Annotated in this window: 19 protein-coding genes; 7 read left to right on the forward strand and 12 right to left on the reverse strand. The window is 53.8% G+C overall.

Annotated elements, in window-relative coordinates:
- Positions 1-385 precede the first annotated feature (385 nt).
- Positions 386-1792, forward strand: coding sequence for a sulfatase-like hydrolase/transferase (locus tag DTL42_RS22440; protein ID WP_114372411.1), 1407 nt, complete (start codon positions 386-388; stop codon positions 1790-1792).
- Here the strand turns inward: DTL42_RS22440 and DTL42_RS26445 are convergent.
- From DTL42_RS26445 to DTL42_RS22455, 3 genes are all read right to left on the reverse strand, one after another.
- Positions 1782-3884 carry a membrane dipeptidase gene (locus DTL42_RS26445; RefSeq protein ID WP_158545516.1) on the reverse strand — a complete coding sequence of 701 codons (2103 nt, stop codon included), beginning with the start codon at positions 3882-3884 and terminating at the stop codon, positions 1782-1784. The genes DTL42_RS22440 and DTL42_RS26445 overlap by 11 nt on opposite strands.
- Positions 3885-4050: 166 nt before the next feature.
- Complete coding sequence (locus tag DTL42_RS22450) at positions 4051-5988, reverse strand: hypothetical protein (protein WP_114372413.1); 1938 nt, start codon at positions 5986-5988, stop codon at positions 4051-4053.
- 299 nt (positions 5989-6287) lie between these two features.
- A complete protein-coding gene (locus tag DTL42_RS22455; RefSeq protein WP_114372415.1) occupies positions 6288-7001 on the reverse strand; it encodes a ZIP family metal transporter in 714 nt (237 codons plus the stop codon).
- Positions 7002-7327: 326 nt separating this feature from the next.
- Between DTL42_RS22455 and DTL42_RS22460 the strand changes: the two genes are divergently transcribed.
- Entirely contained in the window at positions 7328-8494 is a 1167-nt protein-coding gene (locus DTL42_RS22460) for a hypothetical protein (RefSeq protein ID WP_114372417.1), read from the forward strand.
- A 20-nt stretch (positions 8495-8514) separates the two neighbouring features.
- Here DTL42_RS22460 and ruvB read toward each other — a convergent pair whose 3' ends face one another.
- Positions 8515-9507, reverse strand: coding sequence for a Holliday junction branch migration DNA helicase RuvB (ruvB, locus tag DTL42_RS22465; RefSeq protein WP_114372419.1), 993 nt, complete (start codon positions 9505-9507; stop codon positions 8515-8517).
- Between the two features lie 138 nt (positions 9508-9645).
- Between ruvB and DTL42_RS22470 the strand changes: the two genes are divergently transcribed.
- Positions 9646-10152 (forward strand): TspO/MBR family protein, encoded by a 507-nt coding sequence (locus DTL42_RS22470; RefSeq protein ID WP_114372421.1) that lies wholly within the window; start codon positions 9646-9648, stop codon positions 10150-10152.
- Positions 10153-10502: 350 nt separating this feature from the next.
- Here DTL42_RS22470 and DTL42_RS22475 read toward each other — a convergent pair whose 3' ends face one another.
- The 6 genes from DTL42_RS22475 to ispF all read right to left on the reverse strand — a co-directional run bounded on the left by DTL42_RS22475 (position 10503) and on the right by ispF (position 16329).
- Positions 10503-11495, reverse strand: coding sequence for a hypothetical protein (locus tag DTL42_RS22475; protein ID WP_114372423.1), 993 nt, complete (start codon positions 11493-11495; stop codon positions 10503-10505).
- A 32-nt stretch (positions 11496-11527) separates the two neighbouring features.
- The gene (locus DTL42_RS22480) at positions 11528-12655 is read right to left on the reverse strand and encodes a zinc ribbon domain-containing protein (RefSeq protein ID WP_234824318.1); all 1128 of its coding nucleotides are present in this window, start codon (positions 12653-12655) and stop codon (positions 11528-11530) included.
- 193 nt (positions 12656-12848) lie between these two features.
- Positions 12849-13478, reverse strand: coding sequence for a Holliday junction branch migration protein RuvA (gene ruvA / locus DTL42_RS22485; protein WP_114372425.1), 630 nt, complete (start codon positions 13476-13478; stop codon positions 12849-12851).
- A gap of 13 nt (positions 13479-13491) precedes the next feature.
- Complete coding sequence (gene ruvC / locus DTL42_RS22490; RefSeq protein ID WP_114372427.1) at positions 13492-13986, reverse strand: crossover junction endodeoxyribonuclease RuvC; 495 nt, start codon at positions 13984-13986, stop codon at positions 13492-13494.
- Positions 13987-14244: 258 nt separating this feature from the next.
- Positions 14245-15786, reverse strand: a complete 1542-nt coding sequence (gene cysS, locus DTL42_RS22495; RefSeq protein ID WP_114372429.1) for a cysteine--tRNA ligase — start codon at positions 15784-15786, stop codon at positions 14245-14247.
- 66 nt (positions 15787-15852) lie between these two features.
- Positions 15853-16329: a 2-C-methyl-D-erythritol 2,4-cyclodiphosphate synthase gene (gene ispF / locus DTL42_RS22500; protein WP_114372431.1), complete on the reverse strand. Its 477-nt coding sequence runs from the start codon at positions 16327-16329 to the stop codon at positions 15853-15855.
- A gap of 170 nt (positions 16330-16499) precedes the next feature.
- Here ispF and DTL42_RS22505 point away from each other — a divergent pair, with 170 nt between their 5' ends.
- Genes DTL42_RS22505 through DTL42_RS22515 form a run of 3 tightly spaced genes read left to right on the forward strand, consistent with a single transcriptional unit; the run spans position 16500 to position 19257 of the window.
- Positions 16500-17525 carry an ABC transporter ATP-binding protein gene (locus DTL42_RS22505; RefSeq protein WP_114372433.1) on the forward strand — a complete coding sequence of 342 codons (1026 nt, stop codon included), beginning with the start codon at positions 16500-16502 and terminating at the stop codon, positions 17523-17525.
- A gap of 16 nt (positions 17526-17541) precedes the next feature.
- A complete protein-coding gene (locus tag DTL42_RS22510; RefSeq protein ID WP_114372435.1) occupies positions 17542-18390 on the forward strand; it encodes an ABC transporter permease in 849 nt (282 codons plus the stop codon).
- 9 nt (positions 18391-18399) lie between these two features.
- A complete protein-coding gene (locus tag DTL42_RS22515; protein ID WP_114372438.1) occupies positions 18400-19257 on the forward strand; it encodes an ABC transporter permease in 858 nt (285 codons plus the stop codon).
- Between the two features lie 103 nt (positions 19258-19360).
- Here the strand turns inward: DTL42_RS22515 and DTL42_RS22520 are convergent, their stop codons facing one another.
- Positions 19361-20731: an MFS transporter gene (locus DTL42_RS22520; RefSeq protein ID WP_114372440.1), complete on the reverse strand. Its 1371-nt coding sequence runs from the start codon at positions 20729-20731 to the stop codon at positions 19361-19363.
- A 251-nt stretch (positions 20732-20982) separates the two neighbouring features.
- Positions 20983-21531 carry a class IV adenylate cyclase gene (cyaB, locus tag DTL42_RS22525; protein ID WP_114372442.1) on the reverse strand — a complete coding sequence of 183 codons (549 nt, stop codon included), beginning with the start codon at positions 21529-21531 and terminating at the stop codon, positions 20983-20985.
- 274 nt (positions 21532-21805) lie between these two features.
- Between cyaB and DTL42_RS22530 the strand changes: the two genes are divergently transcribed.
- Positions 21806-22477 carry a TlpA family protein disulfide reductase gene (locus DTL42_RS22530; RefSeq protein WP_114372444.1) on the forward strand — a complete coding sequence of 224 codons (672 nt, stop codon included), beginning with the start codon at positions 21806-21808 and terminating at the stop codon, positions 22475-22477.
- Positions 22478-22488: the final 11 nt, after the last annotated feature.

Here is a 22488-nt window from a genome sequence, read left to right on the forward strand (position 1 = left end):
GAGGCGAGATTATCACAAGGGCTCCCATCCGAACAAACGGACAGGAGCTGCATTTGCATCTCTAATGCCAAAATAACTGCGACGAAAATTGCTTCCCTGAAGAGCACCACGCCATGGCGGATAATGAACCACTACCCCACATCAACGCGGCTTGAATACCCGTAACCCAGTAAAGAAATTCATCCGCTACGATTTACCCCCCAGGCAAGCCGCACCCCACTGTCGATTCTCACGACATCGATGTCGTTCTGAATGTCACCACCATTACATGAGCGATGGTAGCCAAGTGACGACGTTCGCATGAATTGACGCCGGGAAATCGAGGGATCAAAATGCAGCCGGATCTTATCGCAGCCCAATCACAGCATTCACACGAAGGTCTGCCATGTCTCGATTCCTTGCCGTAGCGCAAATCGTTTGCCGCCCGTGGTGCTCTTGCGACCGATTGACCACTCGAATCGCTTTTGGCCTGCTCGTTGGTCTCCTCCCCCTGCTCTCGCCAGTCCCCGCACAGGCAGCGTCTCCCCGCAAGCCCAACATCGTCGTCATTATGGCGGACGATATTGGCTACGAGTGCTTAGGCTGCTACGGCTCAAAGGCGTATCCTACTCCCAACATCGATCGCCTGGCAGCGGAAGGGATGCGGTTTGAAAATGCCCATGCGCAGCCCATTTGCACACCCTCGCGCGTGCAGATCATGACCGGCATCTACAACAACCGGAACTACATTCAGTTCGGGCTGCTTGATCCCCAAGCAACAACGTTTGCCAACCTCCTACGCGATGCCGGTTACGAAACATGCATCGCCGGGAAGTGGCAACTTCAAGGCGGTTTAGCAGGCCCGGCGAAGTTCGGGTTCGATCATTACTGCTTGTGGCAATTGACGCGGCGTCCTAGTCGCTATCCGAACCCTGGCCTGGAAATCGACGGCAAGGAGGTCGATTTCAAGAACGGCGAGTTTGGGCCGGATGTGGTAAGTGATTATGTCTGCAACTTCATCGAGACGAACCAAGACAAACCGTTCCTGGTTTACTATCCGATGATCGCCCCGCACTGGCCCTTTCTGCCAACGCCTGACCATCCCGATTGGGATCCCACGATGTGGCGAGACAAAGAAACCGAGCCTGGTGGGTTCAAGGGACCGGAATACTGGGACGCGATGGTTCGATATACCGATAAAATGGTCGGCAAAGTTCTCAACAAGCTCGACGAGCTAAAACTGCGCGAGAACACGCTTGTCATCTGGACCGGCGACAACGGCACCTACACCAGTATCGTGACACCGTTTCAGGGTCGAGATTATCGGGGCGGCAAAGGCAGCCCCAAAGACAACGGAACGCACGTGGGCTTCTTGGCCAGTTGGCCTGGCAAAATCGAGCCTGGGAAAGTGGTCGAAGATTTAGTCGATTTCAGCGATGTCTTCCCGACGGTTTTGGAAGTTGCAGGCCTCGAAGTCCCGGACGAGTTGAAGATCGACGGAGTCAGCTTAGCCCCGGTGTTTATCGGTAAGCAGCGAAAGAAGCCTTACATTTATTGTTGGTACGAACGCAACGGTATGCGTGGCAAAGCTTCGCAGCACGTGCGTGACGCTCGCTACAAGTTGTACGCCGACGGTAGGCTGTTCGACATACAGGAAGACCCGGCGGAAGAAATCAACTTGGCCAGTGGCTCTGCGCAGGTTCCAGAGCCCGAGCGGATCGAACGCCTCCGCGCAGCTTTAAATAAGCATGTCGCAGTTACGGTAGCGTCCGATCCGATTCAAAAGAAACGTCGGCAAGCGTTTAAGGATTAGTCCCCGCTTGTTTAATTTCGGCAGCCACCTCTTCCACTTTTCGCATGACACGCATGAGGTTTTCGCCCAAGATACCGCGAATTTGCTCTTCCGTGTAACCTCGTTCGAGCAAGCCTTGGGTGATGTAAGGATAGCGGCTAACGTCCTCTAAACCGACCGGCAAAGCGTCGACTCCGTCGAAATCGGCACCGAGCCCCACATGCTCCCAGCCAGCCACCTTTACCAAGTGATCGATGTGATCGAGCACATCGTTGATAGTGCCCAAGTCCATCGGGTTCTCGCGGTCCCATTTGGCCATGCGAACATCGGCTTCGGCCTGGCCGACTTCCTCGATCAACTTCTGCTTCAAGTCGAATCGAACCGAATAGCGGGCAGCAGATTCCGGCACAACAAACGCCGAGTAGAAGTTGACCATCACCAACCCTTCCGTGTCGTGGACCCGCTTCAAAACATCGTCGGGGACATTGCGGGGCGAATCGGCCACCGACCGAGCCGATGAATGCGAGAAGATAATCGGCGCCTTACTGACATCCATCGCAGCATGCATCGTCTTGGGAGAGACATGCGAGATATCAACCATCATGCCAAGCCGGTTCATCTGCTGTACCACCTCGACACCAAACGGACTCAAGCCGCCAGTCTGTTCGTCGTCGGTGCTTGAATCGGCCCAACTCAAATTCTTGCTGTGGGTCAACGTCATGTAGCGTGCCCCTTGATCGTACAGATGATTCAAGTTGGCCAGCGATTCCTGAATGCAGTGCCCCCCTTCCACGCCGATCAACGAGGCAACCTTTCCGGTCTTGGAAATCCGTTCGATGTCGTCCACGGTGGTCGCTAGTTCAAACTGATCGGGGTAAATCTCTACCATCTTCTTGACCAACGCGATTTGTTCGAGCGTGGTGAGAAACGCGGTTCCCTTATCCCCCAAAGTTGCTGGCACATAGACCGACCAAAACTGAGCCCCAACATTCCCTTCTTTGAGACGCGGAATATCGGTATGGATCTTGGGCTGGGGTTGGCGAATGTCGATCTTCTCGAAGCTGCTGCTTCCTTTTTCGCGAATTTCCCACATCAAGTCGTTGTGGCCGTCGATCACCAAGGCTGATTCATGGATTCGTTTTGCTTCGGGGCTGAGCGTCATTTGTTTGTCCGTCTTGGCGGAATTAGGAGGAGTTTGGTTCCAAGTCCAACGCCACAGGTTCCGAGAATCGGCGTAACGAGCATCCGTTCCGCTGGAACCAAGGACGATCATGATTCGACGATCACCATCCCGCTCGCAGCAGGAAGCCAAGCAAGCTCCTGCTTTGCTGGTGGTGCCGGTCTTAATTCCTAGGTAGTTTTCGTACTGGAGCAACCGATTCGTGTTGTTCCACTCGACTTCCCGCTTGGTTCCGTCCGGTTGGGTCACCTTGGTTTTGTAAGTCGACGTCCCCACCACCTTGGACAGAATCGGGCTTTTCATGATTTCGCGAGCCAAGATCGCCTGATCGGCTGCCGTGGTTAGATGCTCGTCGTTATCCAAGCCGTGCGAGTTGCGATAGCCGGTACTGTTCATCCCCAACGACTTAGCGCGCTGGTTCATCGCTTCGATAAATCGATCGTATCCCTTGGCTTCCGACGCTTCGCCCACGCGATCGCCAAAATGCTCGGCAAAAGCGACCGAGGCGTCATTTCCCGAGGGCAACATTAAACCGTACAACAGTTCCCCTACCGAGACTTTCTCGCCAGCTTTGACGCCGCTGGTCGAGCCGATCGTTTTATCCGCTTTTTCCGAAAACGTAATGATCTCGTTAATCGCGTCAGGGTCTTTCTCAATGACCTCGCTGACCAGCAAAGCAGTCATCATCTTGGTGACGCTGGCCGGGTGCAGACGTTCGGTATCGTTAGCCCCATCCAGCCGTTTGCCTGTGTCCGCATCGACCACAATCCACGCCTTGCAGGATACCACCGGCGGGCCATCCAAGGGATCGACCTTTTTGGCCTTGGCATCAGGCGAGTCGGCATTTGCCAGGGAAAGCGGAGCGACGCAGAACACGCTCCCAAGAAGCAACGCCACCAGATTCAGGCGACGGCAAAGGTAGGTTGAAGGCATCGGTGCGGATCCTTTTCAGGGGAATAGCAGGCAAGATATATGCTGTTCAACCTATTCTCTGCCTCCGGTCCCAGCAATGAGGAACTGCGCAAATAGATATCTTTTTTGCGCAGTTTTCGTTGCCTTCTCTTTTTCCCTTGAGGGAACTTAGTTGGATCTCGCTTCCTTACGCCAAAACGACGTCGAGGCTTTCTTCGGCAGAGGCGATCGCCAGGTGGGTAAAACTGACTTCTCCTGCTTTCTTTTTGCCGACATGCACGGTGTAGCTTCCTTCGGCAAACACTGGCGGACGGAACGAAGTGCCGGTAACCCGCTGGGTATAAAGAATCTCGCCTGTTTCGTCATGCACCACTTGAACGACCGGATTGGTCGCCTCGTCGAACTTGAGTTCCGGCAGAAAACCCACCGCCTTGCGTCCATCGTAATTGGCCACGGCCACTTTGAGCGGCCAGCCAGCAAACTGTTCGCTGTCTCCCTTCTTCGCATCCGAGAAACGTGGCCAACACTCGATGGTCACCTCTTGCGTCTTCTTGTTGAATCGCACGATGCCGTAGCCGTCGGCACGCTGCTTTTCGTCCCGAATGTTCGGCGGATTGGCATACGCCATCATCGAAATCTTATTCCCCAGGCCATCTTTAAAGTCGCCGGTCCACGGCAACGGACTATCAGCCACCGGATTGGGCCCTGGCTTCTCGTCGAGCGGATGCCACCAGCGTCCGTAAATGGTATTCACCAACGCCGGACTGGTGAAACCATAAGGGCCGTCGCCGAAGTCGTCGATGCCATGCTTTACCACGACGGCCAAGTGTTGATCGCCACACAAGTGAATCGCTTTGGCACGGCGGATCTCTTCGAGCGCCTTCTTACGCCCCGTTTGTGGCCAACCGTTGCAATCGAGGTCGGCCAGCAGGCGGCCTGTTTCGGAACCATGCATGTGAACGGCTCCGCAGAATGCGGTTTGCGAAAGCACACACTTCATTTGCACGTCACTCCAATCTTCCCCCCATTGCTTGAGGAAATTGAGCTGACGCTCGCCCAGCAAAACCAACCCCGGCAAGTCGATCGAGTTGGGATCGTAGCTAGGATCGTTAATATGATCAGGCCGCGGGCCCATCTGCGGAATCTTACCCGCTGGCCCGCTCTTGAATTTGCGATCTTCCAGAATGGCGAAATCAACGCCACCGACTTTCATGCTAGTAAAGTAAACGGTAATGCCTCGCTCGATGGTGGCGGGGTCCGGCGAATCGGGCAAGTGCCACGATTGTTGCCGCTGCACCATGTTGACGTATTCAGCGGGATACATGAACCCACCATCCGCGTTGCCAGGCAGTGTCGAAAGCCGTCCATTCTCGCCCCACAAGTTGGGCTGGCCGACATCGTGATCGTCTGGCGTACAAATGGCCGGCCGATCGCGAATGACATCGCGAAACTGAAGTCCAAATTCAATCCAGCCAGCGGTGTGCTCGGTATGTCGATAGGTTTGATCCCCGGCAAAGAAAAGCAGGTCAGGATCTTGCAGCAGTAAGTTTTCCAAGATCTCTGGACGAGCCCCCACGGTGCGGCTTGAATTGCACGACATGTTGGCGACGACGATGGTTTCTTTGTCGATCGGATCTTTACGAATCGTCCCCTCGAACATCGCCTGCTTGCCATGCCGCACACGATACGGCACGGTTTTCGATCCATCCCAGTTCTCAACGCGGAAGTGGGCACTCCAACCAGGGAACAGAACTTCCTCCTTGGCAATCTCAATCCACTCGCCGTCTGGCTTGATTTCCAATCGAGCTTCGCGTGCTTCGTCTGGTTTCAACGGAAACAACTGGGCGGTCATTTTCAGCACACCGCGATCTTGGGTGTACACCGCAAAGGCAACCACTTCGTCGCGCGGGACCAACATCGGCGGAGGGGGAGTCTTACCGTTCGCTTTCTTCTCCCACCAGTTGCCCACAGCCAACGAGTCCAACCGTTTGTGGTCTGCACCGAATGGCATCGCCGGATCGATTTTCGCAGGGGCTGCACGGTCTTGCCCCGAAACCAGAGCGGCTGGGCCTCCCCAGGCAAACAGGGAAGAAAGCTTCAGCCAAATACGTCGAGAGAGCTTCATGATCTTTGCTTACGAATAGATAAAAGCAGGCAGGACATTCGATCCTTATATTTTGGCGCAAACCGATACTCCAACAACCACTTTTCCCTCTTTCTAGCAAAAAACCGCACGAAGAATCCTCACAGCAGAGAAAAAAACGCCCAGCCCCGGCGCGTTAGGGCGGCTTTAATAGTTAGTTAGCTTATCGAGAACGAAATACGCCCACGACTCAAAATACCGAGCCTTCGAGAAACGTCCGACGCTTAGAAGCGGCCAAGGCTTCCCCCGCTCTGAAGTAACTCATAAACAAGATTACAACACTAATGCAACAAATCGTGGCCCATAATTCCCAAGGCAAACCCCAGCACCGCGCCCAGTGGCGGCGCCCAGGCGTTTTCGAGTCGTACGCCGGGTGCGATATCTTGAAACACTAGAAACAAAATCCCGCCTCCGGCAATCATCTTGATCACTGCTACCAGCGTCGGAAATTGGGCCAGCAGAAAGTAGCCACTCAGTCCGGCGATTGGCCCAAGCATCGCCAGACCTGCGAAAACAACCACGATCTTAAAACCGGTCAGCCCTGGTCCGCGATTCATTTCGCGATAGGCATTAAAGCCTTCCGGAAAGTTCTGCAAGCCAATCAGAAAAGCCAGCAGCAATCCAGAATCGCCGCCGGTGCTGAAAACGGCTCCGAGGGCCATTGCTTCTGGAATGAAATCAGCCAGCATCGCAACCAATTGACTGGTCGCACTTTTCCTGCGTGCCAACACGATATCGAGCCCGCAAAACGCGAGCCCCCCAACAACGAACCAAGAAACTGACGCCATCGGGCTTAGCACGGCACTAGCTTCCGGCACTAAAACCAACGCGACGGCAGAAAACAACGCCCCGCCACCAAACGCCAAGACGGCATGCCGAAATTCTTCCTCCAACCAATCAGGGTGAATCCGTTCAAAACGGGCCAAAATAGCCCCTGCCGGCATCGATAAGCCAGCCAACAGAGTCAACAAAGCGACGGTTATCCAAGTTGCCATGTGGCATTGTCTTTTGAAGGTGTAAGAAATTCTGAAAAGAGGCACCGGGCGTTTCGGCGCGGTGTTTGCTTCTTAGTTAAGTCTGCGTTGTCAATCGCACGCGGACAGCCAGTGGTAGCTCTTTAATCCCTAGAAAAACGGTTTTGCTTCCATGTCGGCTGCCTTGCAGACAGCGATAGTTTCCGCAATTCAATCCAATCGATCAATCCAGCAACTGCATATCGTTTCTGGCTCTCGTGATGCGCAATCCTAGAGCGATCGACGGTCAAAGTGGTTTTTTACTGACCATCAAGGCAGTTCGCACTTCAGAAAGGAGAGTCATTGCCATGTCATCGCAATTGATTCAATCGCTACTAAACGAGTCAAATGACGTTTGTGTTTCCCTTTATATGCCGATGGTTCGTTGGGGAAGAGAAGTTCGCCAGAACGAAATTCGCTTTAAGAACCTTCTCAAAGATACCGAGCAATTACTTGATAAAGACGAGGTCGCCACATCAGAATCGCGGCAGGGCGTGCTCGCACAACTCCAGAACTTTATCAACGAACCGGATCACGATGCCTGGAAGCATCCGCACTCAGGCCTAGCGTTATTCGTTACGCCAGATTCGTTGGAAGTTCATTCCATGAACTACACGTGCGAAGAACAGGCGCACGTGGGCGAACGCTTTTACCTGCGTCCTCTGCTTCCTACCTTGCATGGAGACGGCAGCTTTGTTGTCTTAACCATCAGCCAGAAGCATGTGCGTTTGTTTGAAGGGAATCGCGATGGCTTGGAAGAACGCTTCCCCGAGGACCTGCCGGAAAGCTTGAAAGAGGCTCTGAATATCGATGACTATATGACTTCGATTCAGCACTTCAGCTACGCAGCCGGCAATCAGGTCGATACGATGTATCACGGACATGGGGCTGGCGAAGACGACCACAAGGCGAACATCTTGCAGTTCTTCCACCGGATCGACGCTCCCTTATCGGAATACCTCGAGGGGCGCGAAGATCCGCTCATCTTTGCAGGCGTCGAATACTTGTTCCCGATCTTCAAGGAAGCAACTAGCTACAAACAGTTGTTGCCCGATCCGATCGAGGGGAACTTCGACGAAACGTCAGCCGAAGAGTTGCACAAGAAGGCATTGGAAGTCGTGGAGCCTTATTTCCGCCAGGAAATTACCGAAGCGATTGAAAACTACAACGATGCCCATGGTCGCAACTGTGCCACGGACGACCTGGAAACGATCCTGCAAGCCGCACAGATGGGGGCGGTCGATACACTTCTGATTCGAGAAAAGACGCCTATCTGGGGTCATCTCGACGAAGAGGGACACGTGCAGCAAGATAAAGCCCCCAGTGAAGGCAGCCTCGACCTGCTCGACGAAGCAGCCGTCGAAACGCTGGACAAGGGAGGCGATGTGTTCGTCGTGCGCGACGAAGACTTCCCTTCCGAAAAAAGCTCGGCGGTTGCCAAGCTGCGTTTTGCGATTGAAGCGACCACGCCGTAAAAATGTAAAGCGTCAGGCCGTTATTTCTTATACTTCTGAACATGTTCTAGCGCCTTAGCCGTCACCACACGGCCACGCGGCGTTCGGACAAGCAGTTCAGTCCGCAAGAGAAACGGCTCGACTTCATCGGCTAAGGTTTCCGGGGCGGCGTTCATTGTATGAGCGATCGCCTCGAGGCCGGCCGGGCCACCACCGAAAACGCGGATGATCGTACTTAAATACTTACGGTCTTGATTATCAAGCCCCAGCGTGTCGATCTCTTGCATCTTCATCGCGTCGCGGGCCAGCTGCAATGTGATGTGGCCGTCGGCCTTGCTGGTAACATAATCGCGGATCCAGCGGAGACGATTATTCGCTACACGTGGGGTTCCTCGACTTCGCTCTGAAATCTCTAACGAGGCATCATCTTCGATCGTAACACTTAGCTTCACCGCATTACGGCGGATAATTTCGGCCAGTTCTTCATTGGTGTAAAAATCGAGATGTTCGCGTAACGGGAAACGATCACGCAGGGGCGCCGTCAACATGCCGCTGCGAGTGGTCGCACCAATAAGCGTGAACGGTTTGATTTGTAAATTGATCGTCCGGGCGTTGGTCCCCTCCCCCAACACGATATCAATCCTAAAATCTTCCATGGCGGTGTAAAGATATTCCTCTACCGCCTTGGGCAACCGATGAATTTCGTCGATAAACAAGATGGAACGCTCGTCGGCGTTGGTCAGATAAGGCACCAAGTCCTTCGGCGCTTGCAAGGCAGGCCCCGACGTCAATTGAAAATTGACCCCCAGGTCTTTCGGAATGCAAGTTGCAAAGGTGGTTTTGCCCAGCCCGGGGGGGCCATCAAACAAGATATGGCCCAGAGGTTCGTCCCGTTTGACAGCAGCATCGACTACCACCTTCAGACGCTCGCGAACCTCTAGCTGGCCGACCATTTCCGAAATGGATTGCGGGCGGAGGCTACGATCTTCCTCGCTGGGACCATCATCGCCACGCAAAACCGTTTCCCTGCCCATCCTGGAACCTTTGTATCCCTTTGAAGATTTCGTAGTCGCGCTAAACCGCTGAGTCAGTGAACAAGTGTGGACTATCGCGGTTCACTATAACAAATGCCCCCCAGGGTCGGAAAGTTCGGAATCCGGAGAGTAAGCAAGATGGATAATTTGTCCGCCAGTCACCATCCGCAGCCCTATTGGCTTCAAATTGCCGGACTAGGAGGCTGGCTAGTTTTCTGTTTTGCCGCTGCAGGCGTCGGCTCGTCGGTCACGCTCCCTCAGATTCCGGCTTGGTACGCGGAACTCAATAAGCCGGCGTTTAATCCCCCAAATTGGATCTTCGGCCCGGTTTGGACCACCCTTTATCTGATGATGGCAATCTCGGCCTGGCTGGTTTGGCTTCGCTCTGGCTGGCTCGATGCCCCTGGGGCTTTGGGTGTGTTTTGCTTTCAATTGTTGCTCAACACAGCCTGGTCGGTTCTCTTCTTTGGACTCGAAAACCCCACAGCAGCCGCCATCGAGATCGTTTTTCTCTGGCTGACAATCGGAGCGACCATTGTCTCGTTCTGGCGACACTCACGCATCGCGGCTTTGCTTCTCACCCCCTACTTAGCCTGGGTAAGTTTCGCCGCCGTACTAAACTTTTCCATTGTGGCTCTAAATTGATCAGACATGGGTCGATTGAGACATCGTTGCCTGCCCTAATTGCAGGAAAAACCACCTCTTCTACTAGAAGCAACTCGAATCCTGCGAAATGGCACTCGCTTTGCATATGCAATGACTGCCACCCCATCTCAATTTACTCAAGGAACCCAAACGATGGCGGAAATCGCAGTTTACGACATGGTCCATGACGTTTCCGAGCAACTTCACTTAGACATGCTGGAAACCGAGGTGATCCTCGAAGGAATGCTCTACGATAAGTATGTGCAATAAAAGCAGTGCGTGTTGATTGCTTTAATAGCCTGTCGATTTTCTGGCTGGGCCGCATGGCCACCAAGGAATTCAACAGGCTATTAATGTGCTAGCAGGTTGCCTAGCCCGCCGCACATCGCAGCCAAAATGCCAATTCCTACCGCTACCGCAACAACGATCCCCACCACCTTCACAAATCGCTGATAAGAGATTGGCCCCTGCCCTGTTGATTTGCCGGTCTGGCCATTAATAAGAAAACGATAAGTCTGCTCTTGGTATTGATAGGCCATGATCCAGACAGGCAACAACATCGGATCACTGCTCATGTTTTGTACCCGCAGGTTAGCTTGAACGTTGCGACTGCGCGGAGGAACAAACTTCGCATCCACGGCACGACGTTCCAAAGCTTCTAGCCCGGCGAGCGCCATAGGACGCGCGTACTTACGGGCCACGTTGAACTGTTCGACCGTGAAGTTATCTAAGTCGACTTCCTCGGGCGAGACAGCTTGATCCATGTCGAATGGGCAAAGCTGCGAAGTTTCGTTCGGGGTTAACGCCCCACTTGCTCCGACCAACACCCCTTCGTAACGAGCGCGATGTTCGCCTGACAATGGGTACCAATCTCCGCTTGCCCCGTAGGGTGTTTGGCTGGTATCGGCCGTCCAATTGGTAAACACTTCGGCGGCGAATACCCAATAAGGCACGTAAACGGGCACCATATTGCGAATCACGGCTCTCTCAGAAAGATCTGGCGGACGCCAAAACCCTTTGCCAATCGCCTCGCGCATGATTCGCCGAGCATCTTCTTCGTGAATGTGAAATGGAAGCACTTTCGACGGCGCGATGATCTTATGATCTTCTCCCTTTTCCAGCTTGGTCGAACCACAGAAGGGGCATCGCAACGCCCTGACTTCAGCGGAATAGCTCATCGCCGCGCCGCAGCCAGCACACGTAAAGCTATGCGTCGAGATTGTTGTCGACGGGGTATGTGCCGCTTGCCGAAGAGGAGCTTCGGTGCCGCAATTGCCACAGAACAAATCCTCTTCGTCGATCAACCCGCCACAGACGGTACATTTTTCGAGCAAGTCACTCATGGGTGCTGGATGTTCTCCGCTGTGCAAGTTGGTTACCGCGTAGCGGCAGAGAAAATCATGATCACAATCGCAATCAAAGCCACAATTGCCAAACCAACTCCAATCGCTCCCCAAATTCGCTTCCACGATATCGGCTTATCGCCAGCGATTAGCCCCGTTTGGCCATTGACCAGGAAACGGAACACTTTGTCTTGATAGCGATAGGTCAGCAAGTAAATCGGCAACAAGTACAAGTCGGAATTCTCGAACGAGAACTCGGTATGAACCACCAACCCTCGGTTGGTATCGCCCGGCAAGAACTGCGTGATGTTCGATCGTTCGCGACGATAGAACTCTTCGTAGCAGACCTTCTTCGCCTCTTCGATCTCCATCTGGTACTCTTCTGCCGCCCAACCGGCCAAGAAGTAAGGCGCATAACGCTTGGCAGCCAACAGCGAGAACGGTTTGATTCGGTCGGCGTCGGCTTGCGAAAGCCCTTTGCTGGCCGAGATCATGTAGCCACTGTAATACTTGTGATGCTTACCAGCCAACGGCCACCATTCGGTCTTTTGTACACGGCGTGTCTTGGTGACGGTCTTGCCGTTTTCTCGCGTGGTGTATGTTTCGGTCACATAGTAGTGTTCGCCAATCGTCCCTTCCCAGCGGCTTTCGGCCAGCATCGAGAAGCTCCAGAACGGCAAGTAAACGCCACGCAACTTGTCTTCGATCTCGGCCATGTGCAAGTCGCCCGGCCGATACCAATCGTTGCCTTTGATCCACGCGCGGAACTTTTCCATCGCCTGATCAGGCGTCACACGAAAAGCAATCACAAACTCAGGCAACTGCCGTCCCGTTACATCGGGCGAATACTCGACCACGTAGGTCGAATCGCAGAAAGGACAGACATAACTCAGCTCTTGCGGATCGATCGCGACATTCGCCCCACATGTCTGACAATGAAAGTACTTCTTATCGCTCTGTTCTGCTAACGGCGACTCCTCGACAACTTTGACCTCGTGAGGCGTTCCACAAGCAGGACAAAACTTATCATCCGGTTCGACCGGGCACCCACAACTTGGGCAAGGCTCGCCTTGCGGTTGAGCAATCTCAGCCGCCACGAGCGCCTCGTCTTCGACGACCTCAGCGGAAACCAACGGCTGTTCAGAAGTTGAACTATCCACGGAACTCACGATGGGGGTTGGGAAAAAACGATGAGCGGAAGAGCTTTTCCACCGAATTCACCGATGGGACTTAATGGACAACCCGTTTCCAGGCAATCGCCTGCCGGGCAGGGCTTGATGCGTCACGGTTGCCCCTCTTAGTCACCTCTCTTATTCGGACTCATCCGTGAAATCCGTGGCAAAAATCCAAGCTTTAGCCTTCCTGATGAGCGATTTTGTACACTGCCTGGACCAAGGAATCCACGTCCTTGTAACTCTTTTTCTCGGCCAAAGCCTTTTCGATCAGCTTGCGGGCCTGAATTTCGGAGTGGCCGAGCTGCAGCAACACCTCGAAGGTTTCAGTAGCCACATCGCGAGAAGCTGCCGGGCTTTCGCCGTCGGCTCCGGTAATGAGCAACGCAAACTTCGGCACCTTGCGGCGCAGCTTCGCCACAATGCGCTCGGCGGTCGCTGGACCGATGCCAGGCAGCGCCGATAAACCTTTGACGTCCTGTTGTTCGATCTGATGGGCGACTTCTTGGACCGGACGGACCATTGCTCGCAAAGCTTTTTTTACCCCTACGCCGTCGACCGAGCAAAACAACTCGAAGAATTCCCGTTCGACATGATTGGAAAAACCAACCAGCCGAGGCGACATCTTTCCGCGGGTTGGGTCGCCATCCAAGTGGTGGATCGTATGAAACGAAACCGTCTTTCCGACCGAAGCTTGAACCTGGCGACGCACAAATTCCGGGACGAGCACTTCGTACTCGAACGGATCGGAGGCCAGGGTCACGCTGGCCAGATCGACCGCAACAAGCTTACCAGTGATTTTTGTAATCAATTCAGGAGATCCATCAAAAGGCGGAGGCAACTTTACTGAGGTAATGATGACACAGTGCGACAGCCAACGCATCGGCCACGTCGGCAGGTTCCGGCACTTCGGAAAGCCCTAGCTCGCGACGGATCGATTCCTGCATCTGGTTCTTAGGGGCTCGCCCACTGCCGGTCAGAATCTTTTTAATCTGCGTGGCCGAGTAATGTTTCAGCGGTAACGAATTCTGCGCGGCAGCCAAACAAAGCACGCCACGGGCATGCCCCATAATGATCGCCGTCTTGGGACGATCGTAATGGGAATACAACTCTTCCATCGCCATCACAGTCGGTTTAAGCGAAGTAATGACGTCGGTGATCCCTTCATGGATCTCCATCACCCGGGCCGGCACGTCGCCGCGAGTCTTCCCCCGTACGACGCCTGCCTCGACAATCGCCACCCCGGTCGGAGTAATATCGATCACGCCATAACCGGTGATGTTCAAACCGGGGTCGATGCCGAGAATTCTTTGCCGCATAATCCTTTGCCGGTCTCTGCCTCAGCCCTGCAGGGCGAAATGAATTAGTCAGGGAGTAGCCCCTGGGCCATGGGCCTAAATGGTTAACCTAGCCAACGGAAGTAGGGTGCGTCTTGACGCACCAAAGTTTGCTTGGACGCCTTACGACAACATTATATGCCAACGCAGCATGCCTTCACGTTGCGTTCCCACGCGATCCGAAACTCTGGCATGTTACGCAGGGCTTGGTGCGTCGAGACGCGCCCTACGCAAATATCCTTAGCCTTTGCGCCACAGGGTGCCGTCTTTGCGATCTTCCAGGGTGATGCCACACTCGGTGAGGCGATCGCGAATGAGGTCGCTGGTCTCGAAGTCTTTCTTCTTTCGCGAGTTGGCCCGAATCTCGATCACCAGGCTCATCAGTTGATCTACCAGACCAGCATCTTCGCTGCTGTCTGCCTCTGGCTTTGTTGCAAACAGCCCCAAAATGGCGCTCAATTCGCGGAGCGTGGCCATGGCCTGATCGAGCGAACTGGTATCGGCCCCTTTGGTCTCTTCCAGTTTCTGTTGGTCGATCGCCTTGTTGATCGCACGCACGATCTCGAATAACTCGCTCACACCGCCACCGGTGTTGAAGTCGTCGTCCATCTTTTCGAGGTAGGCGTCACGATGCTTCTTAATCAACGTTAGCAGCGAGTCGTCGCCTGCTTCGAACTCACCTTCTTTGCGGGTCTTGGCCGGGACAATATCGTAGAACGACTTTCCGGTGATCCGCTCGTAGCGTTCGAACAAGCGATGGAACGTATCGAGCCCGGTGCCAGCTTCTTCAATGGCCGGTTCGCTGAACAAAATAGTACTGCGGTAATGGGTTCGCAGCAGGAAGAAACGTATGCGTTCTCCCCCTTGGCGCCCGATCAAGTCAGCCAAACCGCCTGCACCGGCACTGCGGCTCATCTTACCGCCGGCACTGGCTTCTTCGGCCCCATCTTTCTTTTCCCGTTCGGCCTTGCCGCCGATCTTGCCAGCACTGGGATCGCTGCGCAACAAACCGTTGTGCATCCAGTAATTCACCATCGGCTTACCGTGGCAGCACTCGCTTTGAGCGATTTCGTTTTCATGATGCGGGAAGGTCAAGTCGAGACCACCACCATGAATATCAAACGTCTCGCCTAGAATCCCCTTGCTCATCGCCGAGCATTCGATGTGCCAACCGGGGCGGCCTTTGCCCCAGGGGCTATCCCACGATGGTTCGCCCGGCTTGGCTTTCTTCCACAAGGCGAAGTCCCCAGGCGAACGCTTGCTGGCTGCCGCGCCGCCCCCTTCTCCCTGCATCGCCTCAACACTGCGGTTGGTGAGCTTGCCGTACTGCGGATCTTTGCTAACTTCGAAGAAAACATCACCATCGACATCGTAGGCAAAGCCTTTATCGATCAGATCTTTAACGAACTGAATGATATCGTCCATGCAGGCCGTTGCGCGGGGCATGTCGTCAATGGTCGTCACGCCAAGTGCCGCCAGATTGCCCAGGTAATCGGCGATGTTCTCTTCGGCGACTTCCAGCATCGACATCTTGCGTTCGTTCGCCTTAAAAATAAGTTTGTCGTCGACATCGGTGATGTTGACCACCAAGCGAACATCGTAGCCGCTGTGTTCGAGGTAACGTTTAACCGTGTCGAAGATGACCGGCCCCACCATGTGACCGATATGGGCTTCGGCGTAGACGGTCGGACCGCACAGATAAATACCGACCTTGCCAGGCTCAACCGTTTTGAAATCTTCCTTGGAACGGCTTAGCGTGTTGTAGACCCTTAGGTTACTCATGTGACTTGTGCCTTTAATCGCAGTCGCAGCTGGGCGTCGATGGTAGGAATTTTGAATCGAGTAATACTATTTTCTTCGTAACAGACAAACGCACTGCACCTCGATCGCTTCCTCGCGACCAATGATACCGACGCCTTCGCCCGTTTTTGCTTTGATGCCGATTTCTTCCGGCGAGACATGCAGCATTTCGGCAATGCGGATTTGCATCAACGATTTCAAATCGGCCAGCTTGGGCCGGTGGGCATGGATGACGGTGTCTAAATTGATCAGTTCCCAGCCTTCGGCCTGTACTTTTTGATAGGCCAACTTCAAGAAGTCACTGGAAGGCCGATCCCGGTTCGCTTCATCGGTATTGGGAAAAAGCTGGCCGATATCGGGAAGATTGGCCGCCCCCAGTAACGCATCGGTGATCGCGTGCATCAAAGCATCAGCATCGCTGTGCCCCTCAAGATGTTTATCGTGAGGAATCTCGATGCCACCCAGAATAAGCGGACCGCCATCGACTAATCGATGGGTATCGTGTCCGAGCCCGATACGTATCATCCGTAATGTTTCCCGTCGCAACCAAATCCGTATGTGGGCCCCACGCCGATTTTGCAAAATCGGTAGACATGCCCGAAAGCGCGGCGATTATAGCGAATCCCCCATATTGCCACAACGCGAGGGGGAGCTGTCAACTGTCCGGCTTTGCCACCCTGGTCTATAATCTGCACATGGCACCTATTATCCAACTCGACAAGCTGACCAAGACTTACCAAGTCTATCAGAAGCAGGAAGGCCTTTTGGCTTCGATCAAGGGCCTGTTTCACCGCAAATACAAGACCGTGGAAGCGGTTCGCGGGATTGATTTAACCGTCGATCAGGGGGAATTCGTCGCTTTCCTGGGCCCCAATGGGGCGGGTAAGACGACAACACTCAAGCTCCTCTCAGGCGTGATCAATCCTACTTCCGGTAACGCAACCGTCATGGGGCATGTCCCCTGGCTACGCGAGAACGCCTATCGTCGCCGTTTTGCCCTGGTGATGGGGCAGAAAAACCAGCTTTGGTGGGATCTGCCCGCGCAAGATAGCTTCCGCCTACATCAGAAAATTTATCGTATCGACCAAGATAAATTCCAGCGTAGCCAGGACGAACTGGTCGATTTGCTGGGCGTCAAAGAGCTCATGACACAGCCAGTTCGGGCACTTTCGCTTGGCGAACGGATGAAGATGGAGCTTATCGCGGCCTTGCTCCACTCCCCCGATGTCTTATTTCTGGATGAACCGACCATCGGCCTCGACGTGGTCGCCCAGCACAACATTCAGCAGTTCCTCAAACATTATCAGCAGGAACGTAAAATCACCGTCCTGCTGACTAGCCACTACATGAAAGACATCGCGGCGTTATGCCAGCGAGTGGTCGTAATTGCCCATGGTGTCATCATTTACGATGGCTCGTTGAGCGGGATTGTCGACCGATTTGGTGGCTACAAGATTGTCACCCTCAGCTTCGTTGGCGACGTTCCTTCGGCTGGGCTGGCTCGATTTGGCGACGTGATTTCTGAAGATCCCCCCAAAGCCAAGCTGCGGGTCGATCGCTCTAAAGTGGGCGAAGTGCTGGCCGCCGTGCTCGACCAATACGAACTGGAAGACGTCGGCGTCGAAGATCCGCCGCTGGAAGAAGTGATTGCGGATGTCTTCTCCCTGACGCACATGGGCGATAAATCGAAGAACGAAAAGCTGGCCGAAGTATCATCCTAAACCTGGGAGAGAGCAAATGGCGGAACTAGCCGCAAAGGCCTCGACCTGGTGGGCCATTTTTCAAATCAACTTTCACGAGAAGCTCGTCTACCGAGGCGACTTCATGCTAGGAACCTTGATGCGGTTCCTGCCCATCCTGACGCAAATCTTTTTGTGGTCGGCGATTTTTTCGGCCAAAGGGGGCGGGGAAAGCGCCGGGGAACAAATCGCCGGCTACACCTACTACAACATCGTCGCCTACTACTTGCTGTCGACCATCTCTCGGGCGTTTTCTAGCATGCCTGGCTTGGCTTCAGGGATCGCTTTGCAGATCCGCGAAGGGGAAATCAAAAAGTACCTGATTCAACCGCTCGACCTGATTTCGTTCTTCCTGCTCAATCGTATCGCCCACAAGCTGACCTATTACATTGTAGCGCTCGTCCCGTTCGTCATTGTGTTTATCATGTGTCGCGGCTACTTCGCTGGCTGGCCGCCAGGCAATGTGCTGGCCTGTTACTTCTGTTCGCTGTTCCTCTCGTTTATGCTCGGCTTTTTCATGGAAGCCACAATCGGCATGATCGGGTTTTGGTTCTTGGAAGTCCGTTCGCTGCTGTTTGTTTATATGCTGTTCTCGTTCTTCCTGTCGGGGCACATGTTTCCGCTGGATATGCTGAACGAGTTGGGTGGCCCTTGGGCGATGATCATTAAATCGTTGCCGCTAATGTACCTGGCTTACTTCCCCGCTGCGGTCTTCCTGGAAAAGATCACCGGGGCAGAATTAATGTGGGGCATGATCGTTCAGGTTGCGTGGGTTGTGTTCTTCATCATCGCTTCTCGCCTGGCGTTTCATTACGGCGTGAAGCAGTACAGCGCGTATGGAGGTTAAGCCCACACCATGAACGACCGACCATCTTACGTCGCCGTCTTCCTCATGTTCCTGCGAAACAGCATGGTCCGCGACCTCAGCTTTCGCTCGAACTTTTGGATTGAGTGTATTTCGAGCTTGTCGTGGGTGATCATGAATTTGGGCTTTTACCTGCTCATTTTTAGATACACCAACTCCATCGGAAACAATACCGGCTGGGGTGAGTACGAGTTCTTCGTCTTCTTAGCCACGACACTGCTGGTCAACAGCTTGGTGCAGATGTTCTTCATGCCGAACATCCAAGAATTTTCCGAACTGATTCGTACCGGCAAACTCGATTTCGCCCTGCTGAAACCGATCGACACACAGTTTCTAGTCAGCTTTGAAAAGGTGAACTTCCCGTCGATGGCCAACTTTTTGTTTGGCCTGGTGTTGATGAGCGTGAGCCTATACCAGTTGACCCATCGCGAAACCAACCCCATTGAACTGCACGCTGGCATGGTGGCGTTGTATGTTCTGTTTTTGCTTTGCGGCGTCGCGATTCTGTACAGTTTGATGATCGTGCTCGCCGCGTCCAGCATTTGGCTTGGCCGCAATACGTCGCTCTACGATTTCTGGTTCTACATCACCAGCTTTTCCCGTTACCCGATGGAGATCTACAACTCTGGCGGACTGGGAATCTCGCTGCAGTTGATCTTTACCTTCGTCATCCCCATTCTGATTGTGGTGAACGTCCCGGCCCGGATCATGGCCCAACCGTTTGGCGTAAGCGACCAGCAAATGTGGTTTCTTCCAATCTACATGCTGGCCGCCACCGCACTGAGCCTAGTGGCTTCGCGCTGGGTCTTCAAAAAGTCGCTAAGAAGCTATCGCAGCGCCAGCAGCTAAGGCCACTTAGCTCCCTTCTCTTCTCTGAGAGCTTACAGAACTCACCGATAAGGCTGAAATCGCCGAGACGCAGTCTACCAGTCGGTTCTGCTGAACCTGGGCGCTAAACTTCATCGTCCGGATCAACATCCATCTCGCCGTACGCAATGTGGTGCCCTGGTTCATGACGGGGTTCTACCAGGTAATAAGTCATTACCCAGCCGCCAAACAAGATGACGGTAACCCCCATAAAAACGGCTTCAAAGCTTGTCAGATCGATCAGCAAACCGATCAGCGGCGAGAGCACCATCGGCAACGCGATACACAAACTTTGTGTGGCCAGGTAACGAGGGTGTAGTTCTGCTGGAACAAGCTCTAGCGTGTAGTTGGTGAACGCCCGGAAAGTAATTGGGGTGATACCCACAAAGAGAAACAGCCAATCGAATACGCGAATACCGAACTCGCCAGAGTGAACTAGAAAGATCGAGCCCAGGGGCAAAATCATCACACCAAACAACATCATTCGCAAGACGAGTCGGTTCCCTTTCCAATCCGCCAACGGCCCGCCCAGCAAGCTAAAAATCGCGGTGCCTGCGTTCTGGACAATCACCCAGAAAATCATCCGCGAAAGATCAACATCCAAACGATCTCGCGCGAGGGCCTGGTAGTGGGGAAACAACATCAGCGAAAAGCCAAACGCGGCGGCAATGATACAAACCAAGCGAAACCGATGATCGTCTTGCAGCACGCGGTACGACTGCCAGATTAAACGCTTGGGCGAGAATGCGCTGGCCTGCGAGCTGTCGCGATTCTCGTGAAGTCCTACAACCGAAAGAGCACTCCCCATGAATGCGAATGCCGCGAAGCCGAAGATCCAATGGACCTCGATCGTGTTTCCATAAAGCCACTTAGGCAACAGCCAGGCCGCCAGACTAGTCGCGATAACCGCTCCGACTACATTCGAGGCCAACATCAATCGACCTCGTAGAGGTGGCGGTATCAGCTTGCCTTGTGCCGTTCCGAAGCCTAACTGGTTGAGCCCTGTCGCACAGAAGAACAAAAAGTAAAACCACAGAAAGCCAACCACCATCGCTGTTTTGCCGATGGCCGTATCGACGCCGGGGATAAACATCGCCGCCAAGCTTCCAAAGGCAGCGGCCATGCCCAGCGAAGTTCCGACCAGCGACCACTTTTTCAGGGGCAAATGCCGTAAGCGATCGGCGTATAGAAGCGGAGGGCAGCTTTGGCCAATCCTTCCCAAGATGGGTAGAAATCCTCGGACCCACCCTGACCCGGCAATCAAGTCTAAAACCGCCGGAATGATGATACTTTCCGTTTTGAAAATCCAGCCGCACCGCAAAACAATTTGCTGGAGCGTCAACAGAAAGAAATTGCGAGAAACGCCTTCAACCTGGGTGGGCGCGACTTGCTTAGAGGTAGCTGAGGCTGACTTAGCCAACTCGATCGAAGTGGAAGAACGGGAATTCGAATTCATTTATCCCATTATAGAAGTCCATTTTTCGACCGACGACTAGGGGCCCCCATCCCGACCAAGAAAAGGCGGAAGCCCCAGGCCGAGTGCGCGGTAACTTAACGACCCAGGGCTTCCTAAAGATCATCACGTGAAAAAGACACCTTTCACGTAGATAAATATCTTGGTGAAACTAGAAACCCCGGAAACCGGCTAAGGTTTTGGTGGAAACGGAGAATTTCCTAGAAAGTCTAACGGAAAAGAATCCCGCCTTATTAACTGCCCAGTATCAATTCAAGATAACTACGGCGTTCGCTAGCAGATAATCCGAGCTGTTCAGCCAGTTTTTCGAGAACGGCTTTGGCCCCTTCGATCTCGCTTTCCTCGGCGGTAATCTCTAATTCGACGAATTTGCCCAATTCCAGCACTTCGTCCATGGCCACCAGGACTTCAAATCCCTCGTAGGCGAACTCCGACTTGCGGCGATCTTTGATCACTTCGGCTACCGGCGTAAAGCCCAGCGACTCGAACATGGCCACAATATTGGCCGCACCGGTCGCCCCAGAAACGAGCGGGACTTCTACTTCTCGGCGTGTTTTGGTCGAGTCGTCGACCTTTGGGCCTTTGTAGGTAATGAAGTTTTGATCGCCCACACGACGAATTCGCAGTGCTTCGTCGGTTTCGGCGAAGTTACGGCACGGATGGCTATAGTATTTGTCGGCTTGGCGTTTAGGGACTTCAATAATCCCCCCCATCTCTTCGACACGGGACTCTACGTCCGACAAATCGTCGACCGGAAATTTTAGTTCAACCTCAAACTTCATCGCTCAATAGAATCCTTCAAGCAGCGTGAGCCCTTTCTCTTCCGGCAAGGCTCTCCCGTTGCGAGTTTGGCACTCGCCTGTTTCCAACACAATAACCTATTATTTCGTTGCAGAGGGAATGTGACCAGAGCGATCCATTGTACCTACCCCGTAACCGCCAATTTCTCAGCGGATTTCGTGGGGAATATCACCGACAACCGGACCACGGATCACTAGAATTTAGGTTGTGATTTCCTGCCGGTGAGTCTTAACCTCTTTTTCATACGATTTTGCTATGCCCTGCCCTACCCTACAGCCCAATCTTCGGCCCACTGTTCGTCGCGCTCGCTCTGGCAAAGTTCAGTTGCTCCTTCTCCTCTGTGTGTTGGTTGGCCTGGGTGTTATGGCTTCGACCCTGATTCTGGGTCCGAAACCAGGCGGACCACATCCCTGGGTGGGCAAGCCAATCCCAGCGGCTACCCTTCAACCGCTGCTCAACACCGATACCCCGTTTGATACGGCGAGCCTTCAGGGGAAGACAACCCTGATCAACTTCTGGGGGCCATGGTGTCCACCTTGCCTAATGGAATTCCCCGAATTGCTGAAATTGCGTGAAAACTTCGCGAACGAACCTGGCTTTCAGTTCGTTTCCATCGCCTCGGATGGCGGTTGGGGGCCCAGTGGCGTCGGGTATCAAGAAAACGAGGAATACCTCAAAGACGAATCGAAAATGATCTTGGCCAAATACAACTCGGACTTGCCGATCTATGTTGACCTAGACGGGGAATTTCGCCAGAAACTGATTCAAACCGCCGAATTCACCGGTTATCCGACGACCATTCTCGTGGGCCCAGACGGCAAGACGGCAGCCGTTTGGCTTGGCTATTCCCCAAGCCTGGGCAAAGAGGCGAGCAAGATCATTCGCGAGCAACTAACCTCTGCTCAGTCGGCTGCTGCTGGTGGCTAACTTGGTTCGCA

The organism is Bremerella cremea (assembly GCF_003335505.1).
GTDB lineage: Bacteria > Planctomycetota > Planctomycetia > Pirellulales > Pirellulaceae > Bremerella > Bremerella cremea_A.

Excerpts from the sequence above, each read along its gene's own strand:
- DTL42_RS22440 (WP_114372411.1), top strand. The coding sequence starts at position 386 with ATGTCTCGATTCCTTGCCGTAGCGCAAATCGTTTGCCGCCCGTGGTGC.
- DTL42_RS26445 (WP_158545516.1), bottom strand. The coding sequence starts at position 3,884 with ATGCCTTCAACCTACCTTTGCCGTCGCCTGAATCTGGTGGCGTTGCTT.
- DTL42_RS22450 (WP_114372413.1), bottom strand. The coding sequence starts at position 5,988 with ATGAAGCTCTCTCGACGTATTTGGCTGAAGCTTTCTTCCCTGTTTGCC.
- DTL42_RS22455 (WP_114372415.1), bottom strand. The coding sequence starts at position 7,001 with ATGGCAACTTGGATAACCGTCGCTTTGTTGACTCTGTTGGCTGGCTTA.
- DTL42_RS22460 (WP_114372417.1), top strand. The coding sequence starts at position 7,328 with ATGTCATCGCAATTGATTCAATCGCTACTAAACGAGTCAAATGACGTT.
- ruvB (WP_114372419.1), bottom strand. The coding sequence starts at position 9,507 with ATGGGCAGGGAAACGGTTTTGCGTGGCGATGATGGTCCCAGCGAGGAA.
- DTL42_RS22470 (WP_114372421.1), top strand. The coding sequence starts at position 9,646 with ATGGATAATTTGTCCGCCAGTCACCATCCGCAGCCCTATTGGCTTCAA.
- DTL42_RS22475 (WP_114372423.1), bottom strand. The coding sequence starts at position 11,495 with ATGAGTGACTTGCTCGAAAAATGTACCGTCTGTGGCGGGTTGATCGAC.
- ruvC (WP_114372427.1), bottom strand. The coding sequence starts at position 13,986 with ATGCGGCAAAGAATTCTCGGCATCGACCCCGGTTTGAACATCACCGGT.
- cysS (WP_114372429.1), bottom strand. The coding sequence starts at position 15,786 with ATGAGTAACCTAAGGGTCTACAACACGCTAAGCCGTTCCAAGGAAGAT.
- ispF (WP_114372431.1), bottom strand. The coding sequence starts at position 16,329 with ATGATACGTATCGGGCTCGGACACGATACCCATCGATTAGTCGATGGC.
- DTL42_RS22505 (WP_114372433.1), top strand. The coding sequence starts at position 16,500 with ATGGCACCTATTATCCAACTCGACAAGCTGACCAAGACTTACCAAGTC.
- DTL42_RS22510 (WP_114372435.1), top strand. The coding sequence starts at position 17,542 with ATGGCGGAACTAGCCGCAAAGGCCTCGACCTGGTGGGCCATTTTTCAA.
- DTL42_RS22515 (WP_114372438.1), top strand. The coding sequence starts at position 18,400 with ATGAACGACCGACCATCTTACGTCGCCGTCTTCCTCATGTTCCTGCGA.
- DTL42_RS22520 (WP_114372440.1), bottom strand. The coding sequence starts at position 20,731 with ATGAATTCGAATTCCCGTTCTTCCACTTCGATCGAGTTGGCTAAGTCA.
- cyaB (WP_114372442.1), bottom strand. The coding sequence starts at position 21,531 with ATGAAGTTTGAGGTTGAACTAAAATTTCCGGTCGACGATTTGTCGGAC.
- DTL42_RS22530 (WP_114372444.1), top strand. The coding sequence starts at position 21,806 with ATGCCCTGCCCTACCCTACAGCCCAATCTTCGGCCCACTGTTCGTCGC.